This window comes from Staphylococcus lutrae, from assembly GCF_002101335.1.
Taxonomy (GTDB): Bacteria; Bacillota; Bacilli; order Staphylococcales; family Staphylococcaceae; genus Staphylococcus; species Staphylococcus lutrae.
Genome location: NZ_CP020773.1, coordinates 1933343 through 1948264, shown reverse-complemented (window position 1 = coordinate 1948264; position 14922 = coordinate 1933343). Strand labels below are relative to the sequence as shown.

Here is a 14922-nt window from a genome sequence, read left to right as displayed (position 1 = left end):
CATATGGATACTATTGTCCCGAATCCTTCAGATAGCATTGCTTTTCGTCTCATTTTGTTCATTATTATAAAGAGAACGTTGCAATTTCTTCCCATTCCTCGACATCTTCATTAAATTGCATCAGTGACAATTGATCAATGGTTTCTTTATGATTCACACCTGCAAGGCGGACTTGACCATAAATATCTTCGAACTCTTGACTCGTCAAACCTTGTGCAATCGTAAAATGTGGCACAAACGCATGCTCGGATTTGCCATAAAAGTCTTCTCCATCAAAGCGATTAAATAAATCTTCTAAAGCAGCATTTTTTTCTACTTTGAAGTAAATCACGTTCGTAACCGGTGCAAAATTTGACGCTTTTGTCACATGCACCTCTACTTCCTGTGCCCCTGCCAAACGCTTTTCAATTTCCGCTTTAACTTGTTCGAGTTGAGACGCTTCAACGTCAAAGTGACTTTTAATCGTAATATGCGGTTGAATCATTGTATAATGCTTATCATAACGTTTACGATATGCATTGACCTCTTTTTGGAAATCTTTTGACGGAATTAATGCTAATCCTAAAATCATTTGAATTCCTCCTTTGTATTCGCTTACTTTCTATTATAGCAAATTTTCTAAACAATTAGTTACTCAAAAAATAGGTCAACATATCGGGAAGTTTTTTTTGCCAAGTTTTCCAGTTATGACCACCATCTAATTCCTCGTATTGATAGGTCATTGCTTCAGACTCGATTAAATCTTTTAACACGCGATTCGGTGTTAAAAAATCAGCGTCCTCCCCAGTCGTAGGAAGCTTAAATGCAATTTCTTCTTTTCCTATAACGTGCCAAATATTCAACTCTGATTTAAATTGGCATCGGTCGAAAATTTGTTTCACGGTATCATCAAAATATGGACTGAGCATCCCCACTTGACTCATGACACGCGGATAAGACAGCGCGGTTAAAAAGGCAATACTTCCAGCTAAACTATCGCCTAATAATAATCTCGCATGGCCCACTTTATAAGTTGCAAACGTGCGATCAATCCAAGGTAAAATTTCATTAGCGACAGCTTGAACAGTTTGCCCTGCCTTTTCACCTTGTGGATGAAATTCCTTACGCCGCATCTCCACATTTTCATAGTGCAAACCGATAATAATGGCCCGTTCAATTTCCCCTGCTTTTCTCAGCTTCTCATAGACACGATGAATTTGCCCGTATCTCAAAAAATCACGACCATCAAAACAAAAAATTACTTTAGACTTGTATAAATCAGAATAATCTCTAGGTAAATACACTGATAATGTAATTTCTCGCTCTAAGTAGTCACTATTAAAATGTGTAACGGTGATTTCACCTGGTTTAAATGACGACATAAAAGCGCCTCCTTATACGAATTAATCTCATTGTATCAGGAGACGCCGATTGTGTTAATTTATATCACTCATATCACATGTTTGAATACTGAAGTTAACCTCAAATTATGATTGAACCTCTTCTTCTTTTAAACGTTTAGGATAATCTTCCAACCAAAATGTTGCAGTTGGTAAGTCCTTCGCATCAGGACGATAAATCGCTGTTTTACCAGTCCCATTTTTCTTTTTCTGTAACTCGAAATCTTTTAATGCATTCATTGCAGGTTTGTGTAAAATCCAAATGGCTACAATGTTTAACCATGCCATCAATCCAACACCTAAGTCACCCATTGCCCATGCAACATCCGCTGTTTTTACTGCACCATAAGCTGTCGCAGCAATTAAGATGATACGCGTCACATTCCGCCACAGTCGATTTTGATTTTTAGCTACTCGGTTCGTTAAGAAACTTACATTCGTTTCAGCAATATAGTAATAAGCTAGAATTGTTGTAAATGCAAAGAAGAACAATGCAATGGCAATAAAGTAAGAACCAAAACCTGACACACTTGGATCAAAGTGATAGCTCGATCCGTGTAGCGCTTTATCAATACCAGCCTGTGCGTACATCGCTGTACCAGAATAATCTTTCGTGCCATCTGCATTTTGTACAAAAATTCCACCATCTCTAATCAAATGCGGCGCACCACTTGCTTCAACTGTACCATCTGTCGTATTGTACGTCCCTGCAATTAAAATCATTAATGCTGTCGCTGTACATACAAATAACGTATCAACATAAACTGAAAAGGCTTGTACAAGGCCTTGTTTCGCAGGATGTGAGACCTCAGCCGCCGCTGCTGCGTGAGGACCTGTACCTTGACCTGCTTCGTTCGAATAAAGACCACGTTTGACCCCAATCTCAATCATCGCACCAACGATTCCCCAAATGCAGCTTCCATACCAAATGCCGATTTGAAGATGAGTGCAAATAACGCCGGAACTTCTTGAATGTTTAACACAATAATGACTACAGCCATCAAAATATAGACAATAGCCATAAAAGGCACGACGGCTGTTGCAACGGATGCAATCCATTTCACGCCTCCAAAAATAATCAACGCTAAAATAATCACAAGGGCAATAGCCACGCTCCATGTCGGCACACCAAATGCGTTATGCATCGAGCTCGCAATGGCATTAGATTGAACACCTGGTAGTAACAACCCTACTGAAATAATCGTCACAATTGCAAAAGCCAAGCCATAAATTTTACCGAACTTACCTTTAATTCCCCGTTCAATATAGTATGCAGGGCCACCCCGGTATTCGCCGTCTTCTTCTTTCTTATAAATTTGACCGAGTGCAGATTCAACAAATGCCGTACCCGCCCCTAAAAAAGCTGTCGCCCACATCCAAAATACCGCACCAGGACCCCCGATAAAAATTGCTGTTGAAACACCGACGATATTCCCTGTTCCGACACGCCCTGCTAATGAAAGCGCAATCGCTTGAAAGCTCGAGATTCCGGTAGGTGACTTCTCTCCTTGGAACATTAAGCGAATCATTTCTTTAAAGTGACGGACTTGTAAAAAGCGACTCATTAAACTAAATGCAACCCCCGTAAGCAAAAGACCATACACCAACGGCTTACTCCAAACAATCTCGTTAAGCCATCCCACCACAGTTGCTAACATAATTATTCCCCCTGAAACTTTCGGATTATTTTTAAAAATTTTCTGATAATATGAATTGATTATACACACTTAATAAATTCCGCGCAACCTTTTTTCGATATACATGAGCCAATTCTCAATCTTTATCATAATGATTTAAATTTAGCCTTTTAAGCTTTTTATGATTGGGCTATACTGTAAACAGTGTTGTTATAAAAGAAGGAGGAACTATGTATGACAAATAAAGTGTGGTTTCGCACAGGAATAGCATTGCTCATTTTATTTTTACTTATTAAATTATTTTTAGATGTTAACTACATCTTTATGCCTATAATCGTAATCATTCAATCTATTATACTGCCTTTATTATTAAGTGGGTTTTTATTTTATGTTTGCTTACCTTTTCAAAAGTTTTTAGAAAAACATCATCTTCCGAGGTGGGCAAGCATTACAATTATCTTGCTGGGACTCACAGCTATGATTGCTGCTGTCATTGGTGTCATCGGTCCTGTCATCGCCACTCAAATCGAAAACTTAATCCATCAAATTCCATTTATTCAACGTGAAGCGGAGCGATTAATCAACTTCGCATTGGCCCAACGTGATCGATTACCTGATGAAGTGACGAACAAAATCAATGATGTCATTTCATATTTGAGCCAAATGACTTCAAACCTCTTATCCAATTCACTCAACATTATTTCAAGTATTGTGTCGACACTATTTTTGCTTATTTTAGTTCCATTTTTCTTGATATATATGTTAAAAGATCATGAACGTTTTATTCCTGCAGTGGCAAATATTTTCAATGGCGAACGTAAAATTTTTGTCGTCAACTTATTAAAGGATTTAAACCAAACACTGATGTCCTACATTCAAGGTCAAGTCACTGTCAGTTTGATTTTGGGCGTCATTTTATATGTTGGATATACCATTATCGGTTTAGAATATACGTTACTTCTTGTCATGTTTGCGATTGTTGCCAATATGATCCCATTTTTAGGCCCATGGATGGCATTTTTACCGGCAGGGATTTTAGGATTGATTCAAAGCCCTAGTACTTTCGTTTGGGTCTGTGTCATTACTTTAATTGCACAACAATTAGAAGGAAATGTCATTACACCGAATGTTATGGGGAAATCACTTAATATTCATCCATTAACGATTATCATTGTTATTTTAGCTTCTGGTAGTTTAGGTGGCTTTACATTAATCTTAGTTGCCGTACCACTTTACGCCGTCCTAAAAACAATTGTTCGGAATGTCTTTAAATATCGTCATCAAATCATGCAAAAAGCGCATAGTGATGTCAATGATAAAAGTATGCTCTAACTATACATGAATAGCAGTCAGCACCCGCATCGCTTAATTGAAGCGTAGAGGTGCTGACTTTTTTTGGATAAAACAATCTCAATCAAATGGAACCCAGGACATCATATCCATCGTGCTTTAATGGGTGAACATTTTATTTTTTATTTTTGCTAAAAAATCGATGTCATTTCAACCGCTTAGCTTTATATTTCAACCGCTTAGCTGACATTTGATTTCAGCGCGTCTACTTTTTGATATGCTATGTCTAAGATAGAAGTGAAGGAGTTTAGACTATGAAATGGCGATTTAAAGAAAATAAAGCTCAGCATGATTTGGTTTTGACGATTGAGAAAGCACAATACGATAAGGAAGTTTCAGATTTGGTGGCCTATTTGGAAGCCTTTCAAGTCATGAAATCAGACGTTATTGCGGTTAAATCCGATGATCACATTTACTTGCTAAAAATAGATGAGATTATTACCATCGAAGTGGATGGAGACGCTTTAGTGGTTATGACTAAAAATCAATGCTACCGCATGCGGGAACGCCTTTACAAGATGAAAGATCGTTTGCCAACTGATCATTTTGTTCAAGTATCCAAACAAGCGCTCATTAATTTGAATCACTTGCAGATGATGGAAGCTTCTTTCTCGGGTAATATGCTGGCTGTTTTAACCAACAAAACCAAAATAATTATTAGCCGTCGTTACTTGAAAAATTTGGAAGAAAAACTAGGATTGTGAGGGAGAATAAATGAAAAAAATAATCAATTTGTATATCTATGGTATCGGTATAGGGGGAATCATTTATAGCTTAAGCTTAATCGTAGGAGGCGTTGAAACACAAACCGTATCAAACATTGTCTCTTGCCTTGCTTTTAGTGGTTTTATGGGCATCGCTTCACTCTATTATGATATTAAAAACTGGTCACTTTTACAAAAAAGCATTTGTCATTTTTTAACCATTGCGCTGATTGTTTTTGCCATGAATGTCTATAATCATTGGTTTTCCCCTAAGGAATATTTAGGATTTTTCCTTGAGTTTTCTGTGATTTATATCATCATTTGGCTCTGTACTTACTTTTTGAATTATCGTAGTAGTCGAGAAATAAATAAAAAATTGAGAGAAAGACGTAAGTAAGCCATGCAAGCCGTTTCCACACCCTTTTCTGGTATTACGAGACCCGCGATATCAAACAAATTTATGTATCAAAATCATCCATTGACATGGGTGGTTTTGATACGTTTGAAAGCCTCCAATACGGACCCTCCCCATTAGCTTTTCTTCTTACGCATAACAAAAATAAGCTATTTACAATAAAAAAAGACAACTTCATTTTTGAAAATGAGGTTGTCTTAGAGACTTCCAAATCCAATCCACACATAGACGCCTTAACGAATTGCATGATATCCAGCATCGACATGAATGTTTTCACCTGTGACACCTGAAGAAAAGTCACTTAACAAATAAGCAGCCGTTTTGCCGACTTCTTCTTGATCAACATTACGTCTTAATGGTGCACGTTGTTCAATCTCTTTTAAAATCGTCGTAAAACTCCCTACCCCTCTTGCGCTTAACGTACGAATCGGGCCTGCGGAAATGGCATTCACTCGAATATTATCTTGACCTAAATCGGCTGCCAAATATTTCACTGACGCTTCTAAACTCGCTTTTGCAATTCCCATTACGTTATAGTTTGGTACAGCAAATTCGCCACCAATATAAGTCGATGTCACGATACTTCCCGCTTCGTTCATGATTTTTCGCGCTTCACGTGCAACGATAGTTAATGAGTATGCACTGATATCTTGTGCAAGTAAGAAGCCGTCACGTGACGTTTCAGAATATCGCCCTCTCAATTCTTCAACACGTGCAAACGCGATAGAATGGAATACCCCATCAATTTTACCGACATCTTTACCAATTTGTTCAAAACCTTTAATCACATCTTCGTCACTTTGAACATCCACTTGATAAACATGTTTCTCAGTTTGATTCAGTTGGTCAATCAATTGGTCTAACTCTTTAAAACTTCTTTCTTTTCGATATGTAAATACTAATTTTGCCCCCAATTGATCCAATACTTTTGCAACACCATAACCGATACTCCGTTTATTTGCGATACCCATCACTACAAATGTTTTGCCTTCAAGATTCATCAATTTGATTACTCCTTTTCGTTTAATTACATCTTGTTCTTAATTTTAACATCTGGTACTAAATTTTAAAAATGATATCCTCAATAACGTGGCACACCTATCAAAACCCGTTACATCAACGTTCACACTCTGATTTTGATAGGTGCCCATTTACTATTAAAACATTTCAAGTTCTATTTTCAATTGATCCACATATTCTTTCGTACCTGTCACAATTAATCGATCACCATACTTAAGTTGCGTATCACCGTGAGGCACAATAGATTCATTGTTGCGAATAATCCGGACAAAGATGATATCTCCACCGAATGGAAAATGGCGCAACTGCATTTGATCGAATGCATAATTGTACATACCAATTTCATATAAAGAGGTTTCGACGTTGCTAAGTAAATTCAACATGTTCGGCGTCTCAATCATCCCTTTTAATAAAATCTGATTGCTTTGGAAGTTACTAAACAATTCAATGCCTTGGCTGCTCAGTTCCTGTGCTTCATCATTCGTTTCTAAACGACAAATGACACGCTCTACACCGTGTTCCTTTGCCATTAAAGCGACGCGGCGATTAATCTCGTCATCATTCGTTGAACAGACCACAATATCGCTCTCATACAAGCCAAGTCTCTCCAAAATATCCGAGCGATAATCCGTCATCTCTATCATTGTAATGTCGTCCGATAGTACTCGATGATCGGATAAATCTTTTCGATAGTACAGCGAAATTTCATAAAGTTGCGAACGTAGGCCTTGTGCAATAGGAATAGATAATTGATTTTTCCCAATCATTGCCACTTTAATCGAACGTTGTACTTCGTCTGGAATCGGAATGAGCTTTTTAAAAACAATCGGGACAAATACGCACGTAATCACAGCACTTAAAATTAAAATGCCTGACGTTTCTTCACTGATTGTTCCCAACTTCTCAGCGATTTTTGCCGCAGCGATGACGAGCGATAATGTAGACGTCAACAAAAACGCAGAAGCAATCGTGGTTCTCATATCAAACCATTTCTTTATCAACATGACAGGCACTAATTTTGAAATGATGAAAGTGATAATCAATGCTGGGATGATCAACACTATTTTCGGATCATTAATCAACGAAGGAATGTCGAGGTCCACCCCAACCATAATAAAGAAAATCGGGATGAAGAAACCATAACCAAATGAGTCTAATTTTTCGACAAGATCTTTAGTTGGCCCGAGCAACGACACAACGACGCCTGCTAAAAACGCCCCTAAAATGTGTTCTGCACCGACGCCCTCTGCTAACGCGACTAATAATATCATCAATGCGAAAACTGCACGAATACCAATTTGCGTCGTCCCATTCATTAATTTTTCTAAAAACGGTGCTTTCTTGAATAGTCCACCTAAAAAGTAAAAGACAATCGTAAAAACGACCAAAATCCCGATGAGCCAAATTGTACCGCCTCCTGATGCATGCAATGCACCATAAACCGTCAGCAATAACATCGTCGCTAAATCTGCTAAAACCGCTACGAGCAAAATAAATTGACCTATCGTCGTACTCATTAAATGCATTTCTTTCAACGTTGGCACAACAACGCCTAATGAGATCGTAGAAATAATGATCACCATTAATAGGACATCATCGATTAAGCCGAACCAGTGGAAGGCATAGGAAAGCCCAATAGAAAACAACATAATTAACATAAAAACATAAAGCGCTAATTTTAAATGACTTGGGCCTTGTTGCTCGGCTTCGTTTTGTTTTTTATTCGATTTATCTTTTTTAAAGGCTGAAAAATCAATTTCCAAACCACTTAAAAACATTAAGAAAATAAACCCTAACGTGGATAAAATATTCAACACATCATCTCGATGAACTAAGTTTAAAAATGAATTGCCGATAATAATCCCCATCAAAATCTCAGCAACAACTACCGGTAAAAATGAAATTTTCAACCTATGAATCAAGATGGGTGTGATCATCGCCGCAATAATGACGATGACTAGCGATACAAATTGCATGCATGTCTCTCCCTCAAGTTAAATATGACATGAATGTCGTTGCTAATCCAAAATAAATCAACATACTGACAATGTCATTAATCGTAGTAATAAATGGGCCGCTTGCAACAGCTGGGTCAATCCCGATACGATTGATTAAAAGCGGAATCACTGAACCAATCGTTGTCCCCACCGTCATAGCAATGGTGAGGCTCGTCCCCACAATCATGGCAAGATAGGGTTGACCGTATAATACCATAATAATGATGCTAAGGCTCATCGCACAGGTAATTCCTGTTAGAAAACCACTCCCTGATTCACGTAAAGCCAATTTAATTTTACTTTTTTCTTTAATCTCTCCTGTAGAAATATTACGTACAGATACGGCTAGGGATTGTGTTCCGGAATTTCCGGACATCCCACTAATTATCGGAATAAACGCAGCTAATAATGCTACTTTTTCTAATGTTTCTTCAAAAGAACCCAATATTGAAGCCGTTATCATCCCTAAAACAGTGAGAATTAACAACCAAGGCAAACGTTTAATCGCCGTTTGAATGATTGTATCGTCCGTAGAGTCAATGTCTGACACCCCGGCTAAACGAGAGTAGTCTTCGCTCGCTTCTTCATCCATAACGTCGACGATATCATCAATCGTAATAATCCCTAATAAGTGGTTCTGATAATCGACAACCGGCATCGCAATAAAGTCATAGTCTCTCATGGTTTGCGCCACATCTTCTTGGTCGTCTGCAACATTCGCACTAATCACACGTTCACTCATGATGTCCTCAATATAGGCATCGTTTTCAGCGACAATCAAATCTCTTAGAGAAATCACCCCAACCAGCTTCTTACTTTCATCCACAACAAAAATGACATAAATGGTTTCCGCATCAGGTGCTTGTGCCTTTACATGCATTAACGCTTCATGAACCGGTGTGTTCACTGTTAATGAAATATATTCGGTTGTCATGATACCGCCGGCTGTGTCTTCTTCATAGTGCAGTAACGCTTTTATCTCTTTAGCGTCTTCACGATTCATCAACATTAACAAACTGGCGAGCTTCTTTTTAGAGAGCTGATTTAAAATATCGACCGCATTATCATAAGACATTTGCTCAAGGACTTGACTCGCATAAGTTGCATCCATCGTCTCAAATAATGCTTCATAATCTTCTTCATCAATTTCTAAATGTTCAAAGAACGCCGCAATCTCTTCTGGAGAAAGAAATTGATACATTATTTGACGAACTTCATCATCACTGTCTTCAAAATATTCGCTTTGTTCATAAGCATGTAATGTTAAAAATTCTTCTCGAAATTGATCAATATCGCCACTTTCAATTAAATCATCCAACATTTTTTTATTGTACATTTCCTCATCATCGTGTGTGATGCGTTCATTGTCTTTTGTCACTTTTGCCACCTCCATCAATCTTATCACGCTACAAAGTCGTTAAAATTCGCTCGAAGCAAGGTTGCTCATTTTTGATGCATAAGTTTTCTTGTGTCAACGGGTGCTTAAATCTGACATCTGCACATTTTAACAATTGCGTTGGATATTTCGGATGCGCTTGACCATATAATGTATCTCCTACCAAGGGTGTGCCAAGCCATTGAAAATGCACGCGGATTTGATGGGTTCTTCCCGTTTCAAGTTTAACACGGCACCACGTATATGACTTAAATTGCTTTAACGGCCAATACAGTGTTTTGGCAGGTTTCCCATCATTTGAAACAACTCGATTGATAATACTATCTGACGCCCGTTTAATCGGTACATCTATCGTCCCTTGCTCAGATAATCTCCCTTCACAAATGCACTCATAGTATTTTTCTATTGAGCATTGATTCATGAGATGATGCATATGACGTGATTTTGCAATAATCACAATGCCACTCGTATGTCGGTCAAGTCGTGTGACAATATGAGGAATCCCTTGTTCATCATGCGCTAACATGTGTGCAAGTGCTTGTTCAACAAGACTTTGATGCGGGTGTTCACGTGATGGTGCTGTATTTTGATGCGTCGGTTTCGCTACCAATAGCAAACTATCGTCTTCATATAATATATTTAATGGTGCATCATATGGAATAAGATAGGGACTCGGCACTTCTTTCGGTAAATGGACTTCTAATATATCGCCTGCTTCCAATACATACCGAACTGTACGATTATGGCCATTCACAATTAAAGCGCCATCTTGTTTAATGGCGCTCAACGTCTTTTTGGAAAACTGTTGTTCGTATAGCAATGCCTTTATTGTAGTTGTTTCGGTCACATGATATTTAAAAATCACAATGTCTCACCACTTGAAATAAATGAATCATGGACTCTCTTCCAAAATGGGAAAGGCCTGAAACGTGCGAAACGAACCTTTTCATTTGCAACACGATATTGAATCGCATTCACATTTTTATGTTTTACACTCACATGATCCACAGTAGATAAAATAACTTCGTGATTCACTGGTTTGACATGACATGTATGATGTTTAGGGAGTACGAGCGGTGAGCCTACCGTCCGGAAGACTCTATTGTTAATCGAAGCGATTTCGGTTAACTGAATGGCTTCCAATGAAGGGTGAATCAACGCTCCGCCTAATGCTTTATTGTATGCGGTCGAACCGGATGGTGTTGACACACACAAGCCATCTCCTCTAAAACGCTCAAAATGCTGACCGCGAATGTCGATATCAACCACTAATGTGCTTCCATTCTCAGTTTTCATTGTCGCTTCATTTAAAGCTAAATAACGGGTCTCATATCCTTGATTATGGTATCGAACAATCACTTCAAGCAAAGGATACTCAATCACTTGAAACTGGGAATTATGAATGGCAATGACCAATTTTTCAACTTCATGTGGTAACCAATCGGCATAAAAGCCCAAATGTCCAGTATGAATCCCTACAAAAGCGCAACGGGATAACATATGACTATATTGATGAAATGCTTGAAGCAACGTTCCATCTCCACCCACAGAAATGACAATTTCAGGATTTTCTCGATCTTCCTGCATTTTAAAATCTTGCATATGGCACATCATTTTATGTTTCAGTGCTTCAGACTTTGAATCTCCTTTAGATAAAATAACGTAACGCATCTGTCCACCCCTCACTTCTCATGTTGATTCGCCCGTTTTTTTGAATAATACTTCTGCGCTTCCTGTATCTCTTCTTTGATTTCGGACATTTCTTCATCCAAAAGAAAGGCAGCTTCCGCAGCGCGTTCAAGTCTCGATTGAATCTCTGGTGGATAGTCCCCATCATACTTATATCGTAACGTATGTTCAATTGTCGCCCAAAAGTTCATTGCAAGCGTGCGAATCTGAATTTCTGCCAGTATCAACGTCGTCCCATTTAATGTCTCAATGGGGTATTCAATGATGACGTGATACGAGCGATAACCACTTTGTTTCGTATTGCTGATGTAGTCTCGCTCCTCAACAACTTTAAAGTCTTTTCGTTGACGCAACAATTCAACCACAATATCGATGTCATCTACAAACTGACACATCATTCGAAGTCCAGCGATATCATACATTTCTTCGCGTAAACAATCGAATGCAATCCCCCTTTTATTTGCCTTATCAACAATACTAGAAATCGGTTTTACACGTCCAGTCACAAATTCAATTGGTGAATGATGTTCATTGACTTGATATTGTTTGCGTAACCCCTTTAACTTGACTTTCAACTCATCAATCGCTTGTTGATAGGGTGCTAGAAAAAATTCCCATTGGTTCATCTTACCTCACTCCGCTTCATTCGAGTTCAAATACTTCTTCAACAGCAGACACAAATGGTTTTCCATAATTTAAATTACCTTTAATATTATCTAACAAGTAATCTAATTCCGTAGAAAAATTTGTGAGCGTTAATGAATCGTTGATCACTATCTCTTTGTCTCGATGTTCATGAAGCATAGACCAGGTTTCTTCAACAAACATTAAATACGAAAATGAAGTGCCGTCATCTAATAAATAAACAAACGCATGTCGATCACTATCTGCAAGCATTTGCCCTACTTCTGTTAAACCTTCTGTGGATTGATCCGTATAGCATAAAATACGGTGATCTTGAATTTTTACTTCGTTGACATAAATACGCATATACTTTCCTCCTCATCACATAACATTTTAACACAATTTAATGATGTGCTCATTGTTGAAATATGGCATATTCTAAATACTTTTATATGAAGACACAATTCGGCATAATATCTCATAAGGAGTGATTTTTAATGGCAATCGAACATGAAATTGAATTCAAGCAACTGCTCGATCAAAACACGTATGAAACGATAAAAACACACTATTTCAAACAACAAAGACCGTTTAAACAAGTCAATTTCTATATTGATACACCTGACTTACAAATCCAATCCCAAAAAATGGCTTTACGCATCCGAAAAAAAGCTGACAGTACGCACGAACTCACTTTAAAAGTGCCTGACACAGTCGGATTACTTGAATATCATGCGACATGTCATATCCAACCAGAAGCAGCAATGGCCATCCCACAATCTCTGCTCAGCTCTGAAATACGTGACCAACTGAAAATGCGTCACGTGTCATTAGACGCATTACAAGTTTTAGGAGCATTGACCACGTATCGATTGGAATTGCAAATGGATGAGGGCTTACTCGTGTTAGACCACAGTCAATATTTAGGAACTGAAGATTATGAATTAGAATTTGAAGTGCATGACTTCGAAACAGGTCAACAAGCGTTTCACGAATTATTAGCACAACACCATTTATCACCGAATGTCCCAAAAAATAAAGTCCAACGTTTTTTTGATTATCAACAATCCAAGCCACACGGTTAGGACGCGTTCGAGAGATATCGCCATGATGAAAGCGTTAAAATCATGCTCCAATCGCATTCGGCTTGACTTGTTAATCAATCACAAATCTTTGGTATTTAAATCGCTTATCACAAAGCGACCCTATGATTTAAAAGTCATATCTCCATGATTCTCTAGTCCTATGAACGTGTACACTACGGAGTTTACAATTGATTGATCAATATGAAGAAGCACAAGTTGACTATCATATGCGTCATACATTGATGAAAGCCTTTTTCTGTACCGCTATTTATACGAAACATCGACAAACGTAAGTGTTTTTGCTTTGAATTGTAAAAATTCATGTTATCATTTATGTATAACTAGTCATATAAGCGGTGATAACAATGACACAGACGCCTTATGAAATGATTGGTCGAGAGAGGCTGAATCAGCTTGTCGATCACTTTTATCGTCTCGTAGAACAAGATAATCGTATTAACCATATATTTCCTGGTGATTTTGCAGAAACAGCACGTAAACAAAAACAATTTCTGACACAGTTTTTAGGAGGGCCCGATTTGTATACACAGGAGCATGGCCACCCTATGTTAAGAATGCGTCATATGCCATTTCCCATCGACCATATCGCCAAAGATGCATGGCTTGAAAACATGCATACGGCTATTTCACATGCGCAACTACCGCATGGTGTGGGAGATTATTTGTATGAACGGCTACGTTTAACAGCAAATCACATGGTCAATATAGAAAATTAATTGTAGGTGAAATCACATGACGAAAGAATTGAGAGCTATTGTAAATACTTGTCGTGAAGATTCAAATCTTTCACCTGTCAGTAAGATTGAGATTTATTCTTTCTTTGATCCATTTGACAAAGATAGTTTTAAACTTTCTGCCGTTCTGTCAAAATTAAGAATTGAATATCATCAATATATCCGTATTCGTCATATTTTAAACCCATCATTACGTGTCCTCACAAAGTGTCAAGCACAGAGCACATCAGATCGTGACAACATTGCTTTGGCCTTTAAAGCAGCAGAATTACAAGGGCGTGCACGTGCACATCGTTTTATGCATCTCATTCAAAACGAAATCATACCGAAGCCTGATATTGTTACAGAAGCTATGATTGCGAATTGTATCGTGAATGCTGGATTAGATTACGATGTGTATCAAGATGATTTAAAAAACGGACACTTGCGTGAGAGTTTGAAAGTTGACCTTCATATTGCACGAGAAATGGAAGTCGAACAAGCCCCTTCCCTCGTTTTTTTTAATGAAGATATTCGAGAGGAAGGATTGAAGGTAGAAGGCCTTTATCCCTATCATATTTATACGTATATTATTAATGAAATGATGGGTGCACCTATAGAAAAGTGTTTACCCCCTAAATTATATGAGTATATTCAACAGAAACAGTTAGTCACTGTAGAAGAATTGCTCACTATTTATGAATGGCCTGAGAAAACGTTGAGAAAAGAATTAAAAAAACTGATGTTGCAACAAAAAGTAAAGAAACTCAATTATCCAGATGGAGAGTTTTGGAAATCTATGATGTAGCGTGAGCCCATCATACGAATCGATCTTTTGGGGTGGGAGGTTATACTTCCCGCTTTTTTATTTTTATCCTTTAGAAACTGATGG

At 38.0% G+C, this 14922-nt stretch carries 15 protein-coding genes and 1 pseudogene; 6 read left to right on the top strand and 10 right to left on the bottom strand.

Annotation, left to right across the window (positions count from 1 at the left end; genetic code table 11):
• Window positions 1-64: 64 nt before the first annotated feature.
• From B5P37_RS09070 to B5P37_RS09060, 3 genes and pseudogenes are all read right to left on the bottom strand, one after another.
• Complete coding sequence (locus B5P37_RS09070; protein WP_085237913.1) at window positions 65-571, bottom strand: 2'-5' RNA ligase family protein; 507 nt, start codon at window positions 569-571, stop codon at window positions 65-67.
• Between the two features lie 55 nt (window positions 572-626).
• Entirely contained in the window at window positions 627-1361 is a 735-nt protein-coding gene (locus tag B5P37_RS09065) for an esterase family protein (protein ID WP_085237912.1), read from the bottom strand.
• A 105-nt stretch (window positions 1362-1466) separates the two neighbouring features.
• A pseudogene (locus B5P37_RS09060) lies at window positions 1467-3037 on the bottom strand (alanine/glycine:cation symporter family protein).
• Between the two features lie 213 nt (window positions 3038-3250).
• Between B5P37_RS09060 and cozEa the strand changes: the two are divergent.
• The 3 genes from cozEa (at window position 3251) to B5P37_RS09045 (ending at window position 5467) form a co-directional block, all read left to right on the top strand.
• Window positions 3251-4348, top strand: a complete 1098-nt coding sequence (cozEa, locus tag B5P37_RS09055) for a lipoteichoic acid biosynthesis protein CozEa (RefSeq protein ID WP_085237911.1) — start codon at window positions 3251-3253, stop codon at window positions 4346-4348.
• Between the two features lie 272 nt (window positions 4349-4620).
• Window positions 4621-5070, top strand: a complete 450-nt coding sequence (locus B5P37_RS09050; RefSeq protein ID WP_085237910.1) for a LytTR family DNA-binding domain-containing protein — start codon at window positions 4621-4623, stop codon at window positions 5068-5070.
• A gap of 10 nt (window positions 5071-5080) precedes the next feature.
• Window positions 5081-5467, top strand: coding sequence for a DUF3021 domain-containing protein (locus B5P37_RS09045; protein ID WP_085237909.1), 387 nt, complete (start codon window positions 5081-5083; stop codon window positions 5465-5467).
• Window positions 5468-5718: 251 nt separating this feature from the next.
• Here B5P37_RS09045 and fabI read toward each other — a convergent pair whose 3' ends face one another.
• From fabI to B5P37_RS09005, 7 genes are all read right to left on the bottom strand, one after another.
• The gene (gene fabI, locus B5P37_RS09035; protein ID WP_085237907.1) at window positions 5719-6489 is read right to left on the bottom strand and encodes an enoyl-ACP reductase FabI; all 771 of its coding nucleotides are present in this window, start codon (window positions 6487-6489) and stop codon (window positions 5719-5721) included.
• Window positions 6490-6642: 153 nt separating this feature from the next.
• Window positions 6643-8481: a monovalent cation:proton antiporter family protein gene (locus tag B5P37_RS09030; protein ID WP_085237906.1), complete on the bottom strand. Its 1839-nt coding sequence runs from the start codon at window positions 8479-8481 to the stop codon at window positions 6643-6645.
• A 13-nt stretch (window positions 8482-8494) separates the two neighbouring features.
• Window positions 8495-9895 carry a magnesium transporter gene (gene mgtE, locus B5P37_RS09025; RefSeq protein ID WP_085237905.1) on the bottom strand — a complete coding sequence of 467 codons (1401 nt, stop codon included), beginning with the start codon at window positions 9893-9895 and terminating at the stop codon, window positions 8495-8497.
• A 13-nt stretch (window positions 9896-9908) separates the two neighbouring features.
• The gene (locus B5P37_RS09020) at window positions 9909-10763 is read right to left on the bottom strand and encodes an RluA family pseudouridine synthase (protein WP_085237904.1); all 855 of its coding nucleotides are present in this window, start codon (window positions 10761-10763) and stop codon (window positions 9909-9911) included.
• The gene (locus B5P37_RS09015; protein ID WP_085237903.1) at window positions 10760-11569 is read right to left on the bottom strand and encodes an NAD kinase; all 810 of its coding nucleotides are present in this window, start codon (window positions 11567-11569) and stop codon (window positions 10760-10762) included. The genes B5P37_RS09020 and B5P37_RS09015 overlap by 4 nt, the downstream gene beginning before the upstream one ends.
• Window positions 11570-11580: 11 nt before the next feature.
• Window positions 11581-12213: a GTP diphosphokinase gene (gene yjbM / locus B5P37_RS09010; protein WP_085237902.1), complete on the bottom strand. Its 633-nt coding sequence runs from the start codon at window positions 12211-12213 to the stop codon at window positions 11581-11583.
• Window positions 12214-12229: 16 nt separating this feature from the next.
• Window positions 12230-12577 carry a UPF0738 family protein gene (locus B5P37_RS09005; RefSeq protein ID WP_085237901.1) on the bottom strand — a complete coding sequence of 116 codons (348 nt, stop codon included), beginning with the start codon at window positions 12575-12577 and terminating at the stop codon, window positions 12230-12232.
• 131 nt (window positions 12578-12708) lie between these two features.
• Between B5P37_RS09005 and B5P37_RS09000 the strand changes: the two genes are divergently transcribed.
• The 3 genes from B5P37_RS09000 to yjbH all read left to right on the top strand — a co-directional run bounded on the left by B5P37_RS09000 (window position 12709) and on the right by yjbH (window position 14838).
• Window positions 12709-13296 carry a CYTH domain-containing protein gene (locus B5P37_RS09000; protein WP_085237900.1) on the top strand — a complete coding sequence of 196 codons (588 nt, stop codon included), beginning with the start codon at window positions 12709-12711 and terminating at the stop codon, window positions 13294-13296.
• A 365-nt stretch (window positions 13297-13661) separates the two neighbouring features.
• Window positions 13662-14033: a truncated hemoglobin YjbI gene (locus B5P37_RS08995; protein ID WP_085237899.1), complete on the top strand. Its 372-nt coding sequence runs from the start codon at window positions 13662-13664 to the stop codon at window positions 14031-14033.
• A 16-nt stretch (window positions 14034-14049) separates the two neighbouring features.
• Complete coding sequence (gene yjbH, locus B5P37_RS08990) at window positions 14050-14838, top strand: protease adaptor protein YjbH (RefSeq protein ID WP_085237898.1); 789 nt, start codon at window positions 14050-14052, stop codon at window positions 14836-14838.
• The last annotated feature ends 84 nt before the right edge of the window (window positions 14839-14922 follow it).

Excerpts from the sequence above, each read along its gene's own strand:
- yjbH (WP_085237898.1), top strand. The coding sequence starts at position 14,050 with ATGACGAAAGAATTGAGAGCTATTGTAAATACTTGTCGTGAAGATTCA.
- mgtE (WP_085237905.1), bottom strand. The coding sequence starts at position 9,895 with ATGGAGGTGGCAAAAGTGACAAAAGACAATGAACGCATCACACACGAT.
- B5P37_RS09050 (WP_085237910.1), top strand. The coding sequence starts at position 4,621 with ATGAAATGGCGATTTAAAGAAAATAAAGCTCAGCATGATTTGGTTTTG.
- B5P37_RS09065 (WP_085237912.1), bottom strand. The coding sequence starts at position 1,361 with ATGTCGTCATTTAAACCAGGTGAAATCACCGTTACACATTTTAATAGT.
- B5P37_RS09015 (WP_085237903.1), bottom strand. The coding sequence starts at position 11,569 with ATGCGTTACGTTATTTTATCTAAAGGAGATTCAAAGTCTGAAGCACTG.
- B5P37_RS09045 (WP_085237909.1), top strand. The coding sequence starts at position 5,081 with ATGAAAAAAATAATCAATTTGTATATCTATGGTATCGGTATAGGGGGA.
- B5P37_RS09070 (WP_085237913.1), bottom strand. The coding sequence starts at position 571 with ATGATTTTAGGATTAGCATTAATTCCGTCAAAAGATTTCCAAAAAGAG.
- yjbM (WP_085237902.1), bottom strand. The coding sequence starts at position 12,213 with ATGAACCAATGGGAATTTTTTCTAGCACCCTATCAACAAGCGATTGAT.
- B5P37_RS08995 (WP_085237899.1), top strand. The coding sequence starts at position 13,662 with ATGACACAGACGCCTTATGAAATGATTGGTCGAGAGAGGCTGAATCAG.
- B5P37_RS09030 (WP_085237906.1), bottom strand. The coding sequence starts at position 8,481 with ATGCAATTTGTATCGCTAGTCATCGTCATTATTGCGGCGATGATCACA.
- cozEa (WP_085237911.1), top strand. The coding sequence starts at position 3,251 with ATGACAAATAAAGTGTGGTTTCGCACAGGAATAGCATTGCTCATTTTA.
- B5P37_RS09005 (WP_085237901.1), bottom strand. The coding sequence starts at position 12,577 with ATGCGTATTTATGTCAACGAAGTAAAAATTCAAGATCACCGTATTTTA.
- B5P37_RS09000 (WP_085237900.1), top strand. The coding sequence starts at position 12,709 with ATGGCAATCGAACATGAAATTGAATTCAAGCAACTGCTCGATCAAAAC.